Source organism: Streptomyces sp. NBC_01142 (assembly GCF_026341125.1).
In the GTDB taxonomy this organism is placed as follows: Bacteria; Actinomycetota; Actinomycetes; order Streptomycetales; family Streptomycetaceae; genus Streptomyces.
Genome location: NZ_JAPEOR010000001.1, coordinates 3,840,553 through 3,859,122 on the forward strand (window position 1 = coordinate 3,840,553; position 18,570 = coordinate 3,859,122).

An 18,570-nucleotide genomic window follows, 5' to 3' on the forward strand; every position below is an offset into this window, starting at 1 on the left:
CTGATCGTCGGGCGGCCCCGCTGCCCCGGTGAGACCGCCGGGGTGGCGGGCCGCTGCTATCACGGTCGTGTTCCGTCCGTGTCCCGGCCGCAGCCATGACCGCAGATCCGGGCGGGCCAGGTTAGGTACGCCAGAGCAGCCAGGCGTTGTCGCCGCACTCCTCCTGCAGGGCCTGCTCCATGTCGCCGCCCCCGGTCCGGACCGAGACGCACTTGCCGCTGTGGCGATTGACCAGCTGCCACGCCCGGTAGGGGGCGCTGTAGCGGAAGGTCCAGAACTGGTCGGGGAAGAGACCGCTCTCGTCCCCACAGGTGTACTGGGTGATGATGGCGTCGTTGGTGGTCCGTGCCGCGTCGACGGACAGACATAGACCGCTGCTGCGGTTGCGGATCGAGTACACGGCACCGGTGGGCCCGGTCTCCTCGGCGCTGAGCTGCCAGAAGTGTTCGGCGCTCACCCCGCAGTGGGTCTGCACGAGCCCTTCGGCGCTGTTCACGCTCCCCTTCGGGACGGTGAGGCACATACGGCTGGCCGCGTTGGTCAGCCGGAGCAGACCGCTGGGGAGCGGCGGCGGCCCGGAGGCGGGCGTCCGGGGGCCGGTGGGGGAGCCGGCCGCCACGGGCGTGGTGGTCTGCGAAGTAGCGGCGCCCGGCGCGGCCGGGGCGGGCGCGGAGACCGTGACCGTCGCGCCCGGCGGGGCGGGGCTTTCGGCGCGGGCCGGCGGTGTTCCGGTGAGTACGGGGGGCGGGCCGGTGGAGGGGGCGGGGGTGGCAGCGGGGGCCTCCGCCTGGACGCCCGGCCAGGTGTTCACGGCCGTCGGGACGGCCTGCTGGCGGCCGATGACGACCACGGCCGCCGCGGCGACCGCACCGACGCCGAGGATGGCGGCCGCGAGCAGGAGCACCAGCGAGCCCGGGCCGATCCGGCCCCGCCGGTACGCGGGGGCACGGAGGGCCGGTGGCGCCGCCGACCACCCCGCCCGGGCGTCGGCCAGGACGACGGACGCACCGTCCGCACCGGCGGCGGACGAGCCGGTCTCCGCGAGGGAGGCACCGGTCTCCGGGGCGGGGGACACGGCCGGTACCACCGGGGCCTCGGCCGTCGTGTCGACGCGCTGGAGAACGAATCCCTCCAGGGCGGCCGGTCCGGCCGGGCTCTCGTCGTACCCTCTTATCTCCCGCCACAGTCGCTGGACGTCCTCCCGCCGGTCCTCCAGCGTGCTGCCCATCCGGACCAGCGCGAGGGACAGTTCCGCGCCGGCCGTCGCCTCCCGCGCGCCCTCGCCGGCCGGAGGCAGGGCGACCACCGACCGTGCCCGCGCTTCGTCGTGGAGCCGGCGCGCCGTCCGCTGGACGATCCTGACCGCCCCCAACTGCTCGAACGCCTCGTTTAGATGGGTGTCCAGCCGGTCGGATCCCGGTGCGGAGTCCGGTCGCGCCGCCGGTTCGCCGGACGCGCCGCGCGGCGGCCCGGTCCGCTCCTGGAGCATGGTGATGATCGCCAGCAGACTGCGGACGAGGCGGCCCGCCTCGTCCAGGTCCGTCTCCGCCCGCCGCAGCGTCTCGTCCGGGCCGGGGGCGGGCTCCTTCCGCGCCTCCGCCGTCAGCGCGGCGTCGTGCAGCCGGCGTGCCCGGCCGAGCATCACCGCGCGCCCGCGTGGGTCGCGTACCCGGTCGTTGACGACGGTGGTGAGCCGGCCGAGCGGAACGATGCGCTCGCCGGAGCGGTACTGGCTCCAGGCGGTCTTGCCGCCTCCATAGCGCTCCGCCATCTCCCGTACCGTCAGGCGTGCGGTGACCTCGCGCAGAAAGCCCGCGAGATCGTTGGCCGCCTCCGTCTCGCCTTTCGCGGTCCCCTGTGGGCGACCTGCCCTCGCCATGTTCCCCCCAGATCCGCGGACGCTTCGCCGTCCGCCCGGCGCACCGCCCCCGCGCGGTCGGCCGTCCCCCGTCCCGGTGCGTCCGGACACCGTGACCTCATACGCGGGGCGCCCGCTGGAGCGGGTGGGCCGCCAGATCAGTCGAAAGAAAGCACGCGGTCGATATTTCTGTCCACCCACACGAAGCGGAGTTGTCTTGAATGCATGCGCCACCGCCACCGATACGGCGGGCGGTGAGGACAGCAAGCGGACCTCCGTCCTCGACAGGGCGCTGGCGCGGAAGATCGGCCGGCTGCCCAGCGTCGCCTCGGTGCGCCCCACCGTCAACGGCGAGGCCACCTTGGCCGGCAAGGACGGTCGCCCGGTCAACGCCGACACCAACGGGCAGAACCTGGCCACCAACTACCTGCCGGGAGGACGGCAAGGACAGCCACTTCCCGCTCAAGGAAGGCCGCGGCCCGGTTGCCGCAGGCGAGCTGGCCCTCGACGCCAGGTCCGCCGCGAAGGCCGGCTACCGGGTCGGCGACACCGTCCGCTTCGCCACGGACGGGCCCGCCCTGACCAAGAAGCTGGTCGGCATCGTCTCCACCGACGACCCCCAGGTCACCGTCGGCGGCACCCTCACGCTCTTCGACACCCGGACCGCACAGTAACTGTTCCTCCACCCTGGCCAGTTCGACGAGATCGCGGTCGCGGCCAAAGACGGTACCGACGAGAGCGCGCTGACTGACCAGGTGCAGGTGCTGCTCCCCAAGAAGGGGGCCAGGGCCACCAGCGGCGCCGACCTGGCCGCCGAGCAGTCCGCCCAGATCGCCGAGAACACCGGATACCTGACCAAGGCGCTGCTGGTCTTCGCCGGGATCGCGCTGTTCGTCGGCGTGTTCATCATCGCCAACACCTTCACCATGCTCATCGCCCAGCGCAGCCGCGAGATCGCGCTGCTGCGGGCCGTAGGCGCATCACGTCGCCAAATCGTCCGCTCCGTCCTCGTCGAGGCCGCCCTGCTCGGGCTCGTGTCCTCCGCCGGCGGATTCGCGCTCGGCCTGGGCATCGCCACCGCCATGGGCCCGCTGCTCAACATGACGGGTGCCGCACTGCCCGACGGGCCGCTGGTCATCACGCCCGCGGCCCCGCTGGCCTCGCTCGCGGTCAGCGTCGTCGTCACCGTCCTGGCGGCCTGGCTGCCGTCCCGCAAGGCCGCGAAGATCGCCCCCGTGGCGGCGCTCGGCAGCGTCGACCAGGCCCCGCCCGCCCGCGCCCTGAGGGTCCGAAAGGTGCTCGGCACCCTGCTCGCCGGGGCCGGGATGCTGGTGATGTTGTACGTCGCCACGCTCAAGACCAGCGCATTGTCGAACTTGATGGTCGCGATGCTCGGCGGCGTACTGACGCTCGGCGGCGTGATCGTACTGGCCCCGCTGCTCTCCCAGCCGCTGATCGCCCTGGCCGGTAAGGCCACCACCCGCTTCTTCGGTGTCAGCGGCAAGCTGGCCCAACAGAATGCGCTGCGCAACCCGCGCCGCACCGCCGCCACCGCCTCTGCCCTGATGATCGGCCTCGCCCTGATCACCGGTCTGACCGTCGGCGCCCACTCCGCCCAGAGCGCCACGGCCAAGGAGGCCCCCCAGGGCCTGACCGCCGACTACAAGGTCAACTACAGCACCAACCGCGGGCTCGACGCGGCCGCGGCCGCCAAGATCGCCCTGGTACCGGGGGTCGCCGCGGCCGCCCCCGTCACCATGGCGCAGCTCGACACCCAAGGCCAGTCCGCCGTCATCACCGGCACCGACCCCAACGCGTTCGGCAAGGCAGCCCAACTCGACTTCCGCGCTGGCTCGCTGCACGACATCGGCCCCGGGAGGATCGCGGTCTCCGACGAGTTCGCCAAGCGAGCCGGGCTCCAGGTGGGCGCCACCCTCGACGCCGAGATGGGTGGCGGCATGAACAGCGGAAACGCCGCGAAGAGGAAACTGACGGTCGTCGGCATCTACGCCAAGACCGGCACCATCGAGGAGGCGCTGGGCACTCAGACCGACGTGCTCCCGTACTCCGTCACGAAGCAGCTCGACAACCTGCTGGTCAAGGCCGAGCCAGGCAAGGCTGCGGCCTTGAGCGGAAGATCCGCGCCGCGCTCGGCGACAGCCCGCTGCTGAAGATCCGAAACCAGCAGCAGCTCATCAAGGACCACAACGAGTCGGTCACCACGGTCCTCAGCATGATGTACGGGCTGCTCGGCATGGCCGTCGTCATCGCGATCCTCGGCGTCGTCAACACCCTGGCCATGTCGGTCTTCGAACGTACCCGCGAGATCGGGATGCTGCGGGCCATCGGCCTCGACCGCTCCGGGATCCGGCAGATGGTCCGGCTGGAGTCGGTAGTCATCTCCCTGTTCGGCGCGGTGCTCGGCATCGGCACGGGCATCTTCCTGGCCTGGGCCGGAGGCGGCCTGACCAGGACCTCGATGCAGGAGTACGAGACCGTCCTGCCCTGGGAGCGCCTGGGCACCTTCCTCGTCCTCGCCCTGATGATCGGCGTCCTGGCCGCCATCTGGCCGGCCCGCCGAGCCGCCCGCCTGAACATGCTGCAGTCAATTCAGCCTAGTTGAGCTGAGGAGGCACCTGCCAACCGGGCCGAGTCGGGGTGCGCGGGCGAAGCCGTGGCGCCGCGAGCGCACCCTGAACAGCCCCGAAAGCCCTCTGAATAAGACGCGACCGACCGGCGGTCGAAGGCCGAGAAGTTCCCGACAGGTTAAGGAGATCCACGTGTCCCATCTGTGCACAACCCCTGCTGGTCGAGAGCAGTGTTCTGCATCGGCCACAGCGCGCCTGGCCCCGCTCAGGTCAGCAGAAGCACGCCAGCTCACGGTGGCCGCACCAAGCAGCACGGCCGCGGTGGTCTACAACGACTGGCTGCTGCAGTTATACCTGCCTACGGGCCTGGACCGAACTGACTCGTACGTCAGCGAGGTGTTCGCGGCTGATCAGCCCTACAGGAGCCTGTTCCGACTGAGGGAGCTCCGTCCACGGCATTTCGAAATCTTAAAAGCTACCGGCAAGTTCAGAGCAACCGGGTGTTGAGGACTTCCGTCTCTGTGATTGACAGAGACCTACAGGGGCTCTCAAGCCATTTCACACGCCCCAAGTTCGGCAAACTTGGGAACAACAGCGCCGGTTTTTGCGTCCTTCTCCGCTGCACCTTCGCCAGACGCACTGGTACCACTGGCACTGGTCGCACCCGATGAAAGGGAAAGCCACATGTTCATACCTATCTCAACTTCCGTCCGACGTCAGCACAGAAACAGAAGGGCGACGATCGCCATCGCCACCGCATTTCTCGCTGGGGCGTCGGTACTCGGTTCGCAGGCACCGGCCTTCGCAGACGACAACCCCACGGTACCTGACAGCATCTATGAAACTGATGACCAGGTCATGGCGGACATGGCCAAGTGGACGCCGCTCAAGGACTCCGAAAGCGTGATGGGCCTGCCGACCGGCCTCGACGACAAGCAGGTCAACCTCTCGGACGTGCAGGGAGGACAGGTCAACTACGACCCCGATCAGGCCATCAAGGATGCCCAGGCTGCGGCTAAGGAGTTCGCCGAGGACGCCAACACCAAGGAGCCTGCCCGCGAAAGTGCCAAAAGGCTGTACGAGCCCATCTCAGGGCTTAAGGAGTCGACCAACTACACAGCTCCCGTCTTCACCGGCAAGGACACCTACAAGGACGAGTGGTCCGGTGAAGATTTCGAACAGCTCTGCAATAGGCCGAACCACGACTCATCACGTGTGGGCCAGAAGCCACCGTGCGCTTTCGTCGGCAAGCTCACCGAAAAGTACCCAGTCAAGGGGTCGGCCGGAGACGGCCTGGCCGGTGGCGGGAAGCTGACCTACAAGATCTCCAGCTCTGTGGCTGACGAAAAGAGCGAGACGGAGGGATGGTCGATAGGTGGAAAGATCACACCAAAGATCGGCGACGGGAAGAGCGACATCCCGGGAGAGGCAAGTTTCACCTACAGCTACGCGGCCACATCCACCAGGAAGCTGCAGAGCACACTGGAAACCGACGTCGAGATCAATGTGCCCGAGGGCAGAAAGGGCTTGCTGGAGCCCCGGGGAAACGGTGCGTACTACACCGGCTACATCGTCTACCGGACGAACAACAACACCGAGCAGAGGATGGTCGCCGTTCCGGCCCGCGTCTACGTCCAGGCGCGTGATACCACCAGTCCGATCACCTGGTTCAAGCGCGTGAAGTAGGCCCCTAACTCGCGGGCCGCTGACTGAGGCCGAGGGCCTGGATGCGTCACGAACGTGACGCATCCAGGCCCTCAAGCCTCTCCGCCCTAATGAGTTCGTGCATGGCTGGCGGGGCATGTCGGGAAGTGTGGTTCCGCCCGGCGTTCACCCTCGCTGATCGGCTACGAGGGTGGCAGTCTGCTGGTGTGAGAGCAGTCCGGCGGTGGCCTGGATGGTGTCGGCCATGTGCTCGAGGGGTTTCCCCGAACCCAACCCCGACGTGGTGTGGGTGGAGAATCTGACCAACTCGGTGTACTTCGAGGGATCCGACTCTCCGGCGTCACCTGGGAGAAGAGCCCGTTCAGCGGAGGCAACGACAACTGCGTGGAGTTCGCCGTGATCGGCGAGCTGATCGCCATGCGCGACTCCAAGCGGCCCGAGCAGACCCCGCTCGTCTACACCCGCAGCGAGATCGCGGCACTTCTGGCCGGTGCAAAGGCAGGGGCATTCGACCACCTGGCCTGAGCTCATCCCGGCCGTGACAGTCAGCGGCCGAAGCAGATGAAGGTGGCAGCCGGCCCCAGCGCTAGTGGGGTCGGCCGCCACCTTCATCTTCCCAGATCGACGCAGGACTGCTGGTGAAGTCCCGCGTCACAGCCCCAGCCGCCTCAATACCCAAGCGGGCCTCAATGGGGGGACCTTGGCCCGCTGGGGAACCGTCGCGGCGAAGGTCGTTGAGCGGGATGTGGGTGGGTACACCTGCGCGTTCCCCGGCGACAGCGGCCTTGGCTCTACGGCCCAGCTTGTGACGGAAGCCGAGCGGGAGGCCCATCGCGGCTTCGCCAGGGCCGTGCGGGACCTGCCGTGGAATCCGACGTCTACTTCGAGCTGTCGACGGTCGCGTAATTCGCCACGATCGCGCCGCGAGCGTCGCGTAGTTCCCCAAGGGGACGCAGGGTCCGTGAGGGCCGCCCGATCTTCCGGTGTTCGGGCCGTTCCGCTCAGTCGAGGGCGCTATGGCGTCGCTGACCGATGAGCTGCGCTCACCCTGGACGGATCTACCCGGCCTTGGTGCTGGCTGGCTATCGGGCGGCCCCCCGTAGTGCGGCGCCGCTCCGGGAGAGATTCGGTGCACAACGTGATTGAGTGCCATCTGTCCTGACCATGTGTGACATGCCGCGTTTGGCGTAATGGGCTCTTAGGGTTGGTCAGCCGCGTCACTCTGTGCGGGTTGATCACGGTCGTGTCAGGAGCCGTGTGTACAGATCCCGTGGGCGGGTTGAGCGGATCCGCCGTGACCGCCGGATGGACCCGAGCGTGTCGGGGCGGGCGCTGGATCCGCGGCACGAGGTGAGCAGGGACACGGTGGCCGAGACTTTGAAGACGCCGGTGCAAGGGTGCGGCTATGGCAGAGGGTGAGCGGCGGCCTGACAAGGGCATGGTGGACCGGTCGGAAGGGTTCGGTGAGCGGCTGCTGGGGGTGCTGTTGGACCGGGCACACGAGATGCCGCCGCAGCTGATCGCCCCGCTGGTCGCGGAAGAGGTGGCCAGGGTCGGTGGCCGCGAACTCTCGATCCTGCTGCAGGACTATGCGCAGCTGCTGCTGGTGCCGTTGCCGGGTCGGCGGCTGATGGTCGGCGAGCCTGAGCCGATCGGTGACTCTCCTGCTGGCGCGGCCTTCCTGTACGCGACCCCTGTCGAGGTGCCGCAGGCCGACGGGGTCCGGATGTACCTACCGCTGCTGGACGGCAGCGACCAGGTAGGAGTGATGGCTCTCACCCTGGATACCGTCGATGACGACGACCGGCGCCTGCTGCGCAGGCTCGCCGGTCTGGTCGCCGACATGCTGGTCACCAAGCACGGCTACACCGACCAGTTCTTCCTGGCCCGGCGCCGCGAACCGATGAGCGTGGCTGCGGAGATCCAGTGGTCTCTGCTGCCGCCGCTGGCGATGTCCGTCCCGCAGGTCGCGGTGGCCGGAATCCTGGAGCCCGCCTACAACGTCGGCGGCGACAGCTTCGACTACGCCCTCAACGACGACATCCTGCACGTGGCCATGGTTGATGCGATGGGCCATGGTCTGGACTCTGCCACGATGGCGACCGTCGCCGTCGGCGCCTACCGGCATGCCAGGCGTGCCGACATCGGTCTGTCCGAGATCTACACGTTCATGGACCGGGCCATCGCCGGGCAGTTCGGGCCGGACCACTTCGTCACCGCGCAGATGATGCGCCTGGACATCACAACGGGCTACCTGCAGTGGGTCAACGCGGGCCACCCTGCACCGCTGTTGATCCGCAACCACCAGGTCGTCGGGCAACTTCAGGGCCCGACCACGTTGCCGGTCGGCTTCGGCGGTGAAGAGCCCCAGGTCAGCGAACGGATGCTGGAACGCGGCGACCGGGTGCTGTGCTTCACCGACGGCGTGATCGAGGAGCACGAAGCCGGCGAAGAGCCGTTCGGCGAGGAACAACTCATCCACTGGGTCAACCGCATTGAGCCCGAAGAGAAGGGAGTGCGGGCGGTGGTGCGCTCGCTCTCCCACACGCTGAAGCAGCAACGGGGCGGGAGCACCAGCGACGACGCGACCCTCTTCCTGATCGAGTGGCGCGGGGGTGCCGCCGACCATCTCGCCGTCCTGGAGTGAGCCGACAGCCGCGCCACCATAGACAGAGCCGACGGCACGCAGACCCGCGCTCTGGCCAACCGCGGTGCGCACTCGCCGCTGGGACTGTCCGCCGATGCGCCCCTGACCACGCCCCCCACGGAACCGGGGTCCTCACGAGCCCTGCACGTCAGAGACGCGACCCGAGGGAACAGGGATTTACCGACCGATCGTTCCACTCCCGCCGCTGCCGCGGACACTCTGCGAGCGAAGCCGGCTCCGCGATCCCCCTGGGGAATTACGCGACCGTCCACACGAGCGTCACCCATGCCCAGGTCCTCATTGAGCCGGTACCGCAGCAACAGAAGGGCGTCGGTACCAGCGACCTGTGCCAGGCGGTCGAGCAGGGCCCCGATTCGGGAGTCGTCTCCGGCGCGAACGGCCTCGGCGATGCCGCCGATGATCTCGCACACTGAGGCCGGTAGGGGCCTGAGTCGGTGTCCATACCTGCTGTTACCCGCGCGCCCGGCGCGCTGGACTCACTCGTTGGTGTGGCGGCTGCCGGACCGGTGGGGCCCAACCATTGACCGGCCGGTCCGGCAGCCTCGGCGTGGTGCGAGGGGTGCCGTCGCACCATGCCGGTCTATTGGGTCGCGGGCCTGTTCCCGGTGCGGGGGAAGCCCGCGTGGTCGCCGGGGCGTCTGGCGATGGTGCTGGTGTTGCAGTTCGTGGAGGGACTGACCGACCGGCAGGCCGCTGAGGCCGTGCGGGCCCGGATCGACTGGAAGTTCGCGCTGGGGCTGGAGCTGACCGATCCCGGCTTCGGCAGCGGAGTTCCATTGGTCGGGCCAGCCATCGGCCCGACTTCCGGCCGCCGAGGTCCACCCGAGCGTCACCTGATCCATCCCTCGCCAGCCATGGGCACGAGGGTGTAGATCTCCACGCGGACCTGATGGACGCGGGCTGCTCGTGATGGTCACCGCGGCGAACGTGAGCGATCGTGATGCGGCCAAGGAGCTGCTGTTCCGCATCGCTCTCATGCACCCCGAGATCGCCATTGTCTGGGCCGATTCCGCATACGCCGGGAAGCTGGTGACCTGGGCCAAGACCTACCTCGACATCACCATCAAGACGGTACGGCGCCCGCCGGACGCCAAGGGCTTCGTGGTCCTGCCGCAGGTGGGTGGTCGAGCGGTCCTGGTCGTGGGTCATGCGAGCCCGCCGTCACTGCCGCGACCACGAACGCCTCCCGCAGATGAGCGAATCACTGATCACCTGGGCCGCCATCACCCTCATGACCCGTCGCCTCACCCGCCCCCAGGCCAAACCCGCCAGCCGGCGCGCTACCACCCCGTACTACTACCTGGACCAGCAGGCGGCCTGATCCTCATGCCCGCGCGACCGCGGCGCGGTCCCATGGCCGACAGCTTGATCAGGTGCTGACGCCGGCGAAACGCTCACGCCAGGCAGCATCGATGCTGGCATACCGGGGGAACCGCTCCTGCAGGGAAGTCAGGCGCAGCAAGCGGCCGATGGAGGCCTGGTCATAGACCACCCGCGTCCATCTGCCCGTGGCCCGACTTCGATCCCAGGCCGTGCACAGGTCGTGCAGGGGACTGCAGCCCATGAAGGACACCCTGCGGAGGTCGACGATCAGCCAGTCGGCGCCGGCCTTGGAGGCCGTCCCCCGTAACAGGAAGGCGAAGTCCAGGGCCGTGGCCACGTCGAGTTCCCCGGCCGGGCTGGCCACCCGACAGTTCTCCAGTTGCACGGGCCATTGGTCTTCCATACTGATCCAGCTCCTCAGGCCAGTACCGCATGAGCAAGGCCATGCGGAGGAAGCCCGGGACATGGAATCCGCCTCCCCAGCCTAAGACTTGTCCCGTAACTGCTGGTCACGGGTGAGATGATCTTCGGGTGTCTGGTGTGATCACGGCGTCGGAGCCGTCCTGGATAGCCCCGTTCACCGGGCTGAGCCCGCGTTCCTTCGGCAGGTTGGTGACCGCACTGCGCCGCGAAGGTGCAGATCCGGTCCGTAAGGGCCGCCCGTGGGGACTTCCGCTGGAGGACCGGGTTCTGCTCGTCGCGGCCTACTGGCGCACGAACCTGACAATGCGCCAACTCGCTCCGCTCTTCGGTGTATCGAAGTCCGCGGCGGACCGCATCATCGACCACCTCGGCCCGTCGCTGGCGCTCCAGCCCCGCAAACGGTTCCGCAAGGACACCGTGCTCATCGTGGACGGCACCCTGGTGCCCACCCGCGACCACAGCATCGCCGAGCAGTCCAAGAACTACCGGTACTCCACGAACCACCAGGTCGTCATCGACGCCGATACCCGCCTGGTCGTCGTGGTCGGCCGGCCCTTGCCCGGCAACCGCAACGACTGCAGGGCGTGGGAGGAGTCCGGCGCGAAGGCCGCCGTCGGCAAGGCCATGACGATCGCCGACGGCGGCTATCCGGGCACCGGACTCGTCATGCCACACCGTCGGCGCAAAGGTGAAGAACTGCCTGACTGGAAGCAGGCCCACAACAAGTCCCACAAACAGGTTCGCGCCCGCGTGGAGCACGTTTTTGCCCGCATGAAGACCTGGAAGATCCTCCGCGACTGCCGCCTCAAGGGCGATGGCGTCCACCACGCCATGCTCGGAATCGCCCGCCTCCACAACCTCAACCTCGCCGGATAGGCGGGCGGCCGGACCGGCCACCAGCCACGCCCGCACCCACCCAAGATCATTTACGGGACAAGCCTTAGAAGCGCTGGCACTGCAAACGGGCGGTCGCCTGGTCTTGCCCCAAAGCCTGATTTCTCGGCCGTACTTGTCTACGCAATGACGCTCACTGCCACAATCGGGCCCTTCACCGGACCGATTACCACACTCACCAGACCCGAGGGGCCCTCTCCGCCCGGACACCGAAAAGCAGCACTTGGCATGCAAGGGTCACAAGCAGGCACTGAGGCCGGCGTGCACCCTGTCGGCGGTATGTGCGGTGACCTTTGCTGCCCATGCGCGTTGAAGGGCCATGCCGATGTCCTCTACGTCTCCCGCCCCGGCTCCCAGGTGCGCCCTCCGGTCCTTCCTGCTGACGTGAGCCGAGCTGTCCCGCCGGCCGTCCGGGAGAAGGCCCGCACCCGGACCTGTCCGGACTGCCGGACCGTGCCGGGGGAGAAGTGCGCGCCGGACCGGCCCGGACGCTCTCAGCTGCACCGGGGCCGGATCCAGGATGCCGAGCGAGCCTTGGCGCCTCTGCCGCCGTACCGGATCCTGCCGCCGGGCACGGACCAGGACCGAAGGTTCATGGAGCTGGATCCCGGCTGCGCCGACACCCTGGTGGTGTCGTTGCACAAGGACGTGCTCCCGGAGCTGTCCGGCTCTCCCTATGAGGCCACGGCTCTGCTGTGGCTGGCCCTGCAACAGGAAGGGCTGAGCCAGCCTGGGGAGCCGCCGGAGATCAAGAGCTTCCCGCTGGGGTTCTTGCTCGCGCCGGTGTTCTTCCTGACGCCCGGCGAGTTCGTCGAGGCGGTGGACCGGCTCGACGCCCGTGGTTTCGTCGAGAGGGTCGGTGCCAGGGGAGTCTGGATCAACCCCGTGGTGGTCCGTGTCCTCGAGCGCCGGGAAGTGCCCGCTCGCCTCCTGATGGAGTGGAGCGCGGACAAAGGCAGCTGGGCAGGCCCCGCGATGCCGGTGTTCCCCGATCCGGTGGGCACCTGAACCGAGCTCAGGTCTGTCCCGGCTCGGTCGGCCGGTGGTAGGAGGCGGGGTTGTGCAGCCACTTCTGGACCTGCCGAAGACCTTCGCGGAGCGCTAGCATCCGCGGCGGCGCGGGACTTCACTCCCGTCACGTCGTTGATCCGGATCTGAACGAACGCGGCACCGCGCCCCGCAGGGTGGCACACAGCGGGCCCACCCGTTTGGCGATCTCCTGCGGGACTGCGCCCGCCGCGGCATGCGCGCGCCCGTCCTCGCCGTCGGCGACGGGCGCCCGGCTTCTGGAAGGCTCTGGCCGAGGTCTTCCCCGCCGCCCGGCATCAGAGGTGCTGGGTTCATAAAACGGCCAATGTGGTCAACGCGCTGCCGAAGTCGGCCCAGCCAAACGCCCGCAAGGTTCTGCAGGACATCTACAACGCCGAGGACCGCGACCACGCCCTCAAGGCGATCACCGCCTTCGAGAACGCCTACGGCGCGAAGTGGCCCAAGGCCGTCAAGAAGATCACCGACGATGTCGACGAGCTGCTGGCGTTCTACGACTTCCCCGCCGAACACTGGATCCACCTCCGGACGACGAACCCGATCGAGTCGACGTTCGCGACCGTCCGGCTGCAGACCAAGGTCACCAGAGGTGACGGAAGCGCGGCCGCCGCCCTGGCTATGGTCTTCAAGCTCGTCGAGGCCGCCCAGGCCCGCTGGCGAGCGGTGAACGCACCCCACCTCGCCGCCCTGGTCCGCGCCGGAGCCCGCTTCGAACGTGGCGTGCTGATAGAGCGCTCTGAGACGATCGCAGCGTGACGAGCCACCGCGGTATCAGCGCAACGCCCCGTCGGCAGCTGTGGGAACTTCAGCGCGCTGCCTATGCCGCGGAGGCCGAACTCATCGGATTCGACGGCATCCCGCCACTGCACGAAACCCTTCAGGAGTTGCGCGGCTGCACCGAGTCCTTCCTTGGGGTGTCCGACGAGAACGGTTTGGCCGGAGCGGTGTCCTGGAACCGACTGCACGACGGCACCTTGGATATCTGCCGACTCGTGGTCTATCCGCGGGCACATCGCCGCGGCATCGCTACAGCGCTGCTCAACAGTCTGGACGTTATGGAACCCGCAGATGTGACCCTGGTCTCCACCGGAACCGCCAACCAGCCCGCACTCGCCCTCTACCAAAGGCGCGGATTCACCCTCATCAGCAAACGTCAGATTGCGCCCGGCGTCACGGTCACACTGCTGGAACGCAAGACCGACGACTCACCCGACGGACCGCCAATCCACAAGTCTTGACAATTACTCGCTTCTTCACCGTCCAGAGCCTTCGCGTAGTACCGCTGCAGAACGGCGATGCTCTGGCCCGCCCGGCGGGCCATCTCGGCGAGGCTCACGCCCGACCTGAGCCAGAAGGACACGCACGCGTGCCGGAGGTCGTACGGGATGCAGACCTGCTCCTGCGAGATTGTCCGTGTCCGGAAGTGTTGCTCGCGACGCCAAGGTTCAAGGACTCGACGGCGTCCGCTGGCCCCGCCTCATTTGCCACTCCGTCGTCGATGAAGGCCGCGTCGCCACCCTCGAGCCGGTCTAACAGCAGACGGGAGGCAGGGCCAGGGCCCCCTCTTTCGTAAACGCGTAATCCTCGTGGCCCACTCGAAACGCACAACGACCGCCAGCTCCACGGACGACGATCTTTGGGCGATCAACCCCCTTGCGAGAATCGGACAATGGGCGTCAAGTGCATTGCTGGAACCAAGCCTTGCTGTGAGACTCGGGGCACCTGACCGGAGAATTTCGTCGCCGTCTCCAGCGGGCAGCAAGACTCGCGATGCTCGGACCCTTCCCTTTGCACCTACCGGATGTTGTTCGGGCTCTCCGCCAGTCTCTAAGGGCTTGCAGATCATTAACACGTCGTCTTGATCTTGTTGCTGGGCTCGCCGGTTTGGGCGAGGACCCGAGCTCGGAGGGCCGCGAGGACGACGGGTGGTGTCGTCGCGGGTGGGATGACGATGCCGTGTGCCTCGAGCAGTCTCCTGTTCTTCAGGAGGGTGCGGTGCATCGCGGTGCGGCTGCTGCCGAATAGTACGGCGAGAGGTTCCGCGGCCAGGGCGACCCGCAGATGGAGCACGGTGGCCAGGACCTGTTCGGGGAAGGCGAGCCGGGGCGGACGGCCGCGCCGGGCATCGCCGTCGGGGGCCAAGGTTCCTGTGAGGGCGTCCAGTTGTTGCCGGGACATGCCGGTCAGGGCGGGATCGGACAGCAGGGCCTGCTCCCACTGCGGGGCCGGTGCCTGCGGAGCCCGGGCCGCCGGGACGGCAGGGCAGGGCTGCGGGTGCAGGGCATAGTTCCAGTCGCCATGGAAGGCATGCCGGGTCAGCGGCAGTGCCGCCATCTGCGCGTCACCGATGCGGACTCCGGTGGGATAGGTGTTGGTGTCGAGTGCGGCTCTCACGCGCAGCCCGGTGCGGGTGGTGGTCGCAGCGATGGACTGGACGATGACTTCGTGGCTGGTCAGCGGGCGGCCGCGCCAGTTCATGGTGATGTGCGAGAAGAGCCGGTGTTCGATCTTGTTCCACTTCGATGTGCCGGGCGGCAGATGACACACGGTGATGGTCAGTCCCGTTTCGGCAGCGAGCCGGGCCAGTTGCAGTTTCCAGGCTCGGGTGCGGTAGCCGTTGGAGCCGCCCGCGTCAGCGGTGATCAGCAGTCGTGCCGCCTGCGGGTAGGCAGCCCGGCCCTGGCCGTGCCACCAGCGGCGGATCGACTCGACCGCGAACGCGGCGGTGTCGTGATCGGTGCCGACGTTGACCCAGCCGGTGTCCGCCGCCAGATCGTAGATCCCGTAGGGGACGGCCTTGCCCAGCTGCGGGTCGGCGAAGTCATGCACGTTCACCGGCACCGGCTCACCCGACGGCCGCCACTGGCGGCCGTTGTTCTTGAACTCGCCGACGAGCTCTTTCTTCTTGGTATCCACGCTGATGACCGGCTGGCCGGCGTCCCGGTGCTCGCGGGCCTGCTCGTTGAGATAGCGGAACTGGGCATCCCGGTCCGGGTGCTGGCTGCCCTCGATTGTCTTGGCATTGGCCTGCAGGCTGAGCCCCTCCTCCCGCAGCAGGTTGGCGACGGTGTCGGCACTGACGCGGTGCCCGGCTCGGGTCAGCTCCCGCGCAAGCGTGCGGGTGGACTTCACCGTCCACCGCAGCGGCGACATCGGGTCACCCCGCACATCCGGCTCAACCAGCGCCAACAGTGCCGGCCGCAGCCCTAGATTCAGATCCGCGACCCGCTTGCGGCCCCCGCCGGGACGCCGCACCCGACCCAGAGGCCCCTCACCCGCCTCAAGTTCGAACACGCCCTTGCGGACCGTCGTCTCGCTGACCGCAGCGGCCTGTGCCACCGCCCGGACACCGCCGTGCCCCAGGCCCCGGGCCTCCGCAGCCATCAACAACCGCCGCTGCCGCTCGTCCAGCTGCGGGAGCAACACCGCGAACTTCACGGCGAGTTGGTCACGAGTCTCATCCGGGATGCGCATACCACACCAACGAGCCTCAGGGCGGGAAGCAACACCTTGATTCCCTGCAAGCCCTAAGGGCTGTCCCGTAACCGCTGGTCAGGGGTGAGATGATCTTGGTGTGGCTGGTGTGATCACGGCGTCGGAGCCGTCTTGGATAGGTCCCTTCACCGGGCTGAGCCCGCGCTGCTTTGGCAAGTTGGTGACCGCGGTGCGCCGCGAGACCGCTGCTGAGCTCCAGCGCGGGCGGCCCTGGGGGCTCCCGCTGGAAGACCGAGTCCTGTTGATCGCGGCGTACTGGCGCACGAACTTGACGATGCGCCAGCTGGCCCCGCTGTTCGGGATCTCGAAGTCGGCGGCGGACCGGATCATCGACCACCTCGGACCGGTGCTCGCGTTGCAGCCGAGGAAGCGGTTCCGTAAGGACACCGTCTTGATCGTGGATGGCACCCTGGTGCCCACCCGCGACCACCAGGTCGCAGAGCAGTCGAAGAACTACCGGTATTCCACGGCCCATCAGGTCGTCATCGACGCCGACACTCGCCTGGTCGTCGTGGTCGGCCGGCCCTTGCCGGGCAACCGGCACGACTCCCGCGGCTGGGAAGAATCCGGCGCCAAGGCCGCCGTCGGCAACACCATGACCATCGCGGACGGTGGCTACCAGGGGACCGGACTGGTCATCCCGCACCGCCGCCGCAAGGGCGAGGAACTCCCGGACTGGAAGGAGGAACACAACCGGTCGCACAAGCAGGTGAGGGCCCGCGTTGAGCACACCTTCGCCCGTATGAAGGGCTGGAAGATCCTGCGCGACTGCCGACTCAAAGGCGACGGCGTCCATCACGCCATGCTCGGCATCGCCCGCCTGCACAACCTCACCCTCGCCGGATAGGCGAATGGGCAGGACAGCGACCTGCCGCGTCTCCATCGACTCCAAGATCATTACGGGACAAGCCTTAGGGCTTGCAGATCATTAACACGTCGTCTTGATCTTGTTGCTGGGCTCGCCGGTTTGGGCGAGGACCCGAGCTCGGAGGGCCGCGAGGACGACGGGTGGTGTCGTCGCGGGTGGGATGACGATGCCGTGTGCCTCGAGCAGTCTCCTGTTCTTCAGGAGGGTGCGGTGCATCGCGGTGCGGCTGCTGCCGAATAGTACGGCGAGAGGTTCCGCGGCCAGGGCGACCCGCAGATGGAGCACGGTGGCCAGGACCTGTTCGGGGAAGGCGAGCCGGGGCGGACGGCCGCGCCGGGCATCGCCGTCGGGGGTCAAAGTCCTGGTGAGGGCGTCCAGTTGTTGCCGGGACATGCCGGTCAGGGCGGGATCGGACAGCAGGGCCTGCTCCCACTGCGGGGCCGGTGCCTGCGGAGCCCGGGCCGCCGGGACGGCAGGGCAGGGCTGCGGGTGCAGGGCATAGTTCCAGTCGCCATGGAATGCGTGCCGGGTCAGCGGCAGTGCCGCCATCTGGGCGTCACCGATGCGGACTCCGGTGGGATAGGTGTTGGTGTCGAGTGCGGCTCTCACGCGCAGCCCGGTGCGGGTGGTGGTCGCAGCGATGGACTGGACGATGACTTCGTGGCTGGTCAGCGGGCGGCCGCGCCAGTTCATGGTGATGTGCGAGAAGAGCCGGTGTTCGATCTTGTTCCACTTCGATGTGCCGGGCGGCAGATGACACACGGTGATGGTCAGTCCCGTTTCGGCAGCGAGCCGGGCCAGTTGCAGTTTCCAGGCTCGGGTGCGGTAGCCGTTGGAGCCGCCCGCGTCAGCGGTGATCAGCAGTCGTGCCGCCTGCGGGTAGGCAGCCCGGCCCTGGCCGTGCCACCAGCGGCGGATCGACTCGACCGCGAACGCGGCGGTGTCGTGATCGGTGCCGACGTTGACCCAGCCGGTGTCCGCCGCCAGATCGTAGATCCCGTAGGGGACGGCCTTGCCCAGCTGCGGGTCGGCGAAGTCATGCACGTTCACCGGCACCGGCTCACCCGACGGCCGCCACTGGCGGCCGTTGTTCTTGAACTCGCCGACGAGCTCTTTCTTCTTGGTATCCACGCTGATGACCGGCTGGCCGGCGTCCCGGTGCTCGCGGGCCTGCTCGTTGAGATAGCGGAACTGGGCATCCCGGTCCGGGTGCTGGCTGCCCTCGATTGTCTTGGCATTGGCCTGCAGGCTGAGCCCCTCCTCCCGCAGCAGGTTGGCGACGGTGTCGGCACTGACGCGGTGCCCGGCTCGGGTCAGCTCCCGCGCAAGCGTGCGGGTGGACTTCACCGTCCACCGCAGCGGCGACATCGGGTCACCCCGCACATCCGGCTCAACCAGCGCCAACAGTGCCGGCCGCAGCCCTGGATTCAGATCCGCGACCCGCTTGCGGCCCCCGCCTGGCCGCCGCACCCGCCCCAGAGGCCCCTCACCCGCCTCCAGCTCGAACACGCCCTTGCGGACCGTCGTCTCGCTGACCGCAGCGGCCTGTGCCACCGCCCGGACACCGCCGTGCCCCAGGCCCCGGGCCTCCGCAGCCATCAACAACCGCCGCTGCCGCTCGTCCAGCTGCGGGAGCAACACCGCGAACTTCACGGCGAGTTGGTCACGAGTCTCATCCGGGATGCGCATACCACACCAACGAGCCTCAGGGCGGGAAGCAACACCTTGATTCCCTGCAAGC

General features: G+C 68.2%; 14 protein-coding genes and 4 pseudogenes. 13 read left to right on the plus strand and 5 right to left on the minus strand.

The window, feature by feature from the left end:
• Positions 1–121: 121 nt before the first annotated feature.
• Positions 122–1,879: an RICIN domain-containing protein gene (locus tag OG883_RS17280; RefSeq protein ID WP_266541097.1), complete on the minus strand. Its 1,758-nt coding sequence runs from the start codon at positions 1,877–1,879 to the stop codon at positions 122–124.
• Positions 1,880–2,112: 233 nt separating this feature from the next.
• On the opposite strand from OG883_RS17280, the gene OG883_RS46795 reads away from it, so the two are divergent.
• The 8 genes and pseudogenes from OG883_RS46795 to OG883_RS17310 all read left to right on the plus strand — a co-directional run.
• Complete coding sequence (locus OG883_RS46795; protein WP_323180914.1) at positions 2,113–2,532, plus strand: hypothetical protein; 420 nt, start codon at positions 2,113–2,115, stop codon at positions 2,530–2,532.
• Positions 2,533–2,619: 87 nt separating this feature from the next.
• Entirely contained in the window at positions 2,620–4,029 is a 1,410-nt protein-coding gene (locus OG883_RS46800) for an ABC transporter permease (protein ID WP_323180915.1), read from the plus strand.
• Positions 4,030–4,091: 62 nt separating this feature from the next.
• Positions 4,092–4,481, plus strand: a complete 390-nt coding sequence (locus OG883_RS46805) for an FtsX-like permease family protein (protein WP_323180916.1) — start codon at positions 4,092–4,094, stop codon at positions 4,479–4,481.
• Between the two features lie 649 nt (positions 4,482–5,130).
• Positions 5,131–6,132, plus strand: a complete 1,002-nt coding sequence (locus OG883_RS17290; protein ID WP_266541099.1) for a hypothetical protein — start codon at positions 5,131–5,133, stop codon at positions 6,130–6,132.
• A 264-nt stretch (positions 6,133–6,396) separates the two neighbouring features.
• Positions 6,397–6,636, plus strand: coding sequence for a DUF397 domain-containing protein (locus OG883_RS17295; RefSeq protein ID WP_266541101.1), 240 nt, complete (start codon positions 6,397–6,399; stop codon positions 6,634–6,636).
• Positions 6,637–7,516: 880 nt separating this feature from the next.
• On the plus strand, positions 7,517–8,758 hold the full coding sequence (locus tag OG883_RS17300) for a PP2C family protein-serine/threonine phosphatase (RefSeq protein WP_266541103.1): 1,242 nt from the start codon (positions 7,517–7,519) through the stop codon (positions 8,756–8,758).
• A gap of 611 nt (positions 8,759–9,369) precedes the next feature.
• A pseudogene (locus OG883_RS17305) lies at positions 9,370–9,540 on the plus strand (transposase); the annotation flags it as partial.
• Positions 9,541–9,667: 127 nt separating this feature from the next.
• Positions 9,668–10,031: pseudogene (locus OG883_RS17310) on the plus strand (transposase); the annotation flags it as partial.
• A gap of 117 nt (positions 10,032–10,148) precedes the next feature.
• On the opposite strand, the gene OG883_RS17315 reads toward OG883_RS17310, so the two are convergent.
• Positions 10,149–10,505, minus strand: a complete 357-nt coding sequence (locus OG883_RS17315; RefSeq protein WP_266541105.1) for an STAS domain-containing protein — start codon at positions 10,503–10,505, stop codon at positions 10,149–10,151.
• A 128-nt stretch (positions 10,506–10,633) separates the two neighbouring features.
• Here OG883_RS17315 and OG883_RS17320 point away from each other — a divergent pair, with 128 nt between their 5' ends.
• The 4 genes and pseudogenes from OG883_RS17320 to OG883_RS17335 all read left to right on the plus strand — a co-directional run bounded on the left by OG883_RS17320 (position 10,634) and on the right by OG883_RS17335 (position 13,704).
• Positions 10,634–11,401 carry a transposase gene (locus tag OG883_RS17320; protein WP_266534967.1) on the plus strand — a complete coding sequence of 256 codons (768 nt, stop codon included), beginning with the start codon at positions 10,634–10,636 and terminating at the stop codon, positions 11,399–11,401.
• A gap of 402 nt (positions 11,402–11,803) precedes the next feature.
• Positions 11,804–12,427 (plus strand): hypothetical protein, encoded by a 624-nt coding sequence (locus tag OG883_RS17325; RefSeq protein ID WP_266541107.1) that lies wholly within the window; start codon positions 11,804–11,806, stop codon positions 12,425–12,427.
• 199 nt (positions 12,428–12,626) lie between these two features.
• A pseudogene (locus OG883_RS17330) lies at positions 12,627–13,222 on the plus strand (transposase); the annotation flags it as partial.
• Entirely contained in the window at positions 13,219–13,704 is a 486-nt protein-coding gene (locus OG883_RS17335) for a GNAT family N-acetyltransferase (RefSeq protein WP_266541108.1), read from the plus strand. The pseudogene OG883_RS17330 and the gene OG883_RS17335, both read left to right, overlap by 4 nt.
• Here OG883_RS17335 and OG883_RS17340 read toward each other — a convergent pair.
• A pseudogene (locus OG883_RS17340) lies at positions 13,620–13,850 on the minus strand (hypothetical protein); the annotation flags it as partial. The gene OG883_RS17335 and the pseudogene OG883_RS17340 sit on opposite strands and share 85 nt — an antisense overlap.
• A gap of 461 nt (positions 13,851–14,311) precedes the next feature.
• Positions 14,312–15,940, minus strand: coding sequence for an ISAzo13 family transposase (locus tag OG883_RS17345; protein ID WP_266541110.1), 1,629 nt, complete (start codon positions 15,938–15,940; stop codon positions 14,312–14,314).
• A gap of 100 nt (positions 15,941–16,040) precedes the next feature.
• On the opposite strand from OG883_RS17345, the gene OG883_RS17350 reads away from it, so the two are divergent.
• Positions 16,041–16,808, plus strand: coding sequence for a transposase (locus OG883_RS17350; protein ID WP_266537196.1), 768 nt, complete (start codon positions 16,041–16,043; stop codon positions 16,806–16,808).
• An 81-nt stretch (positions 16,809–16,889) separates the two neighbouring features.
• On the opposite strand, the gene OG883_RS17355 is transcribed toward OG883_RS17350, so the two are convergent.
• Positions 16,890–18,518, minus strand: a complete 1,629-nt coding sequence (locus OG883_RS17355; RefSeq protein ID WP_266537896.1) for an ISAzo13 family transposase — start codon at positions 18,516–18,518, stop codon at positions 16,890–16,892.
• Between the last annotated feature and the right edge of the window lie 52 nt (positions 18,519–18,570).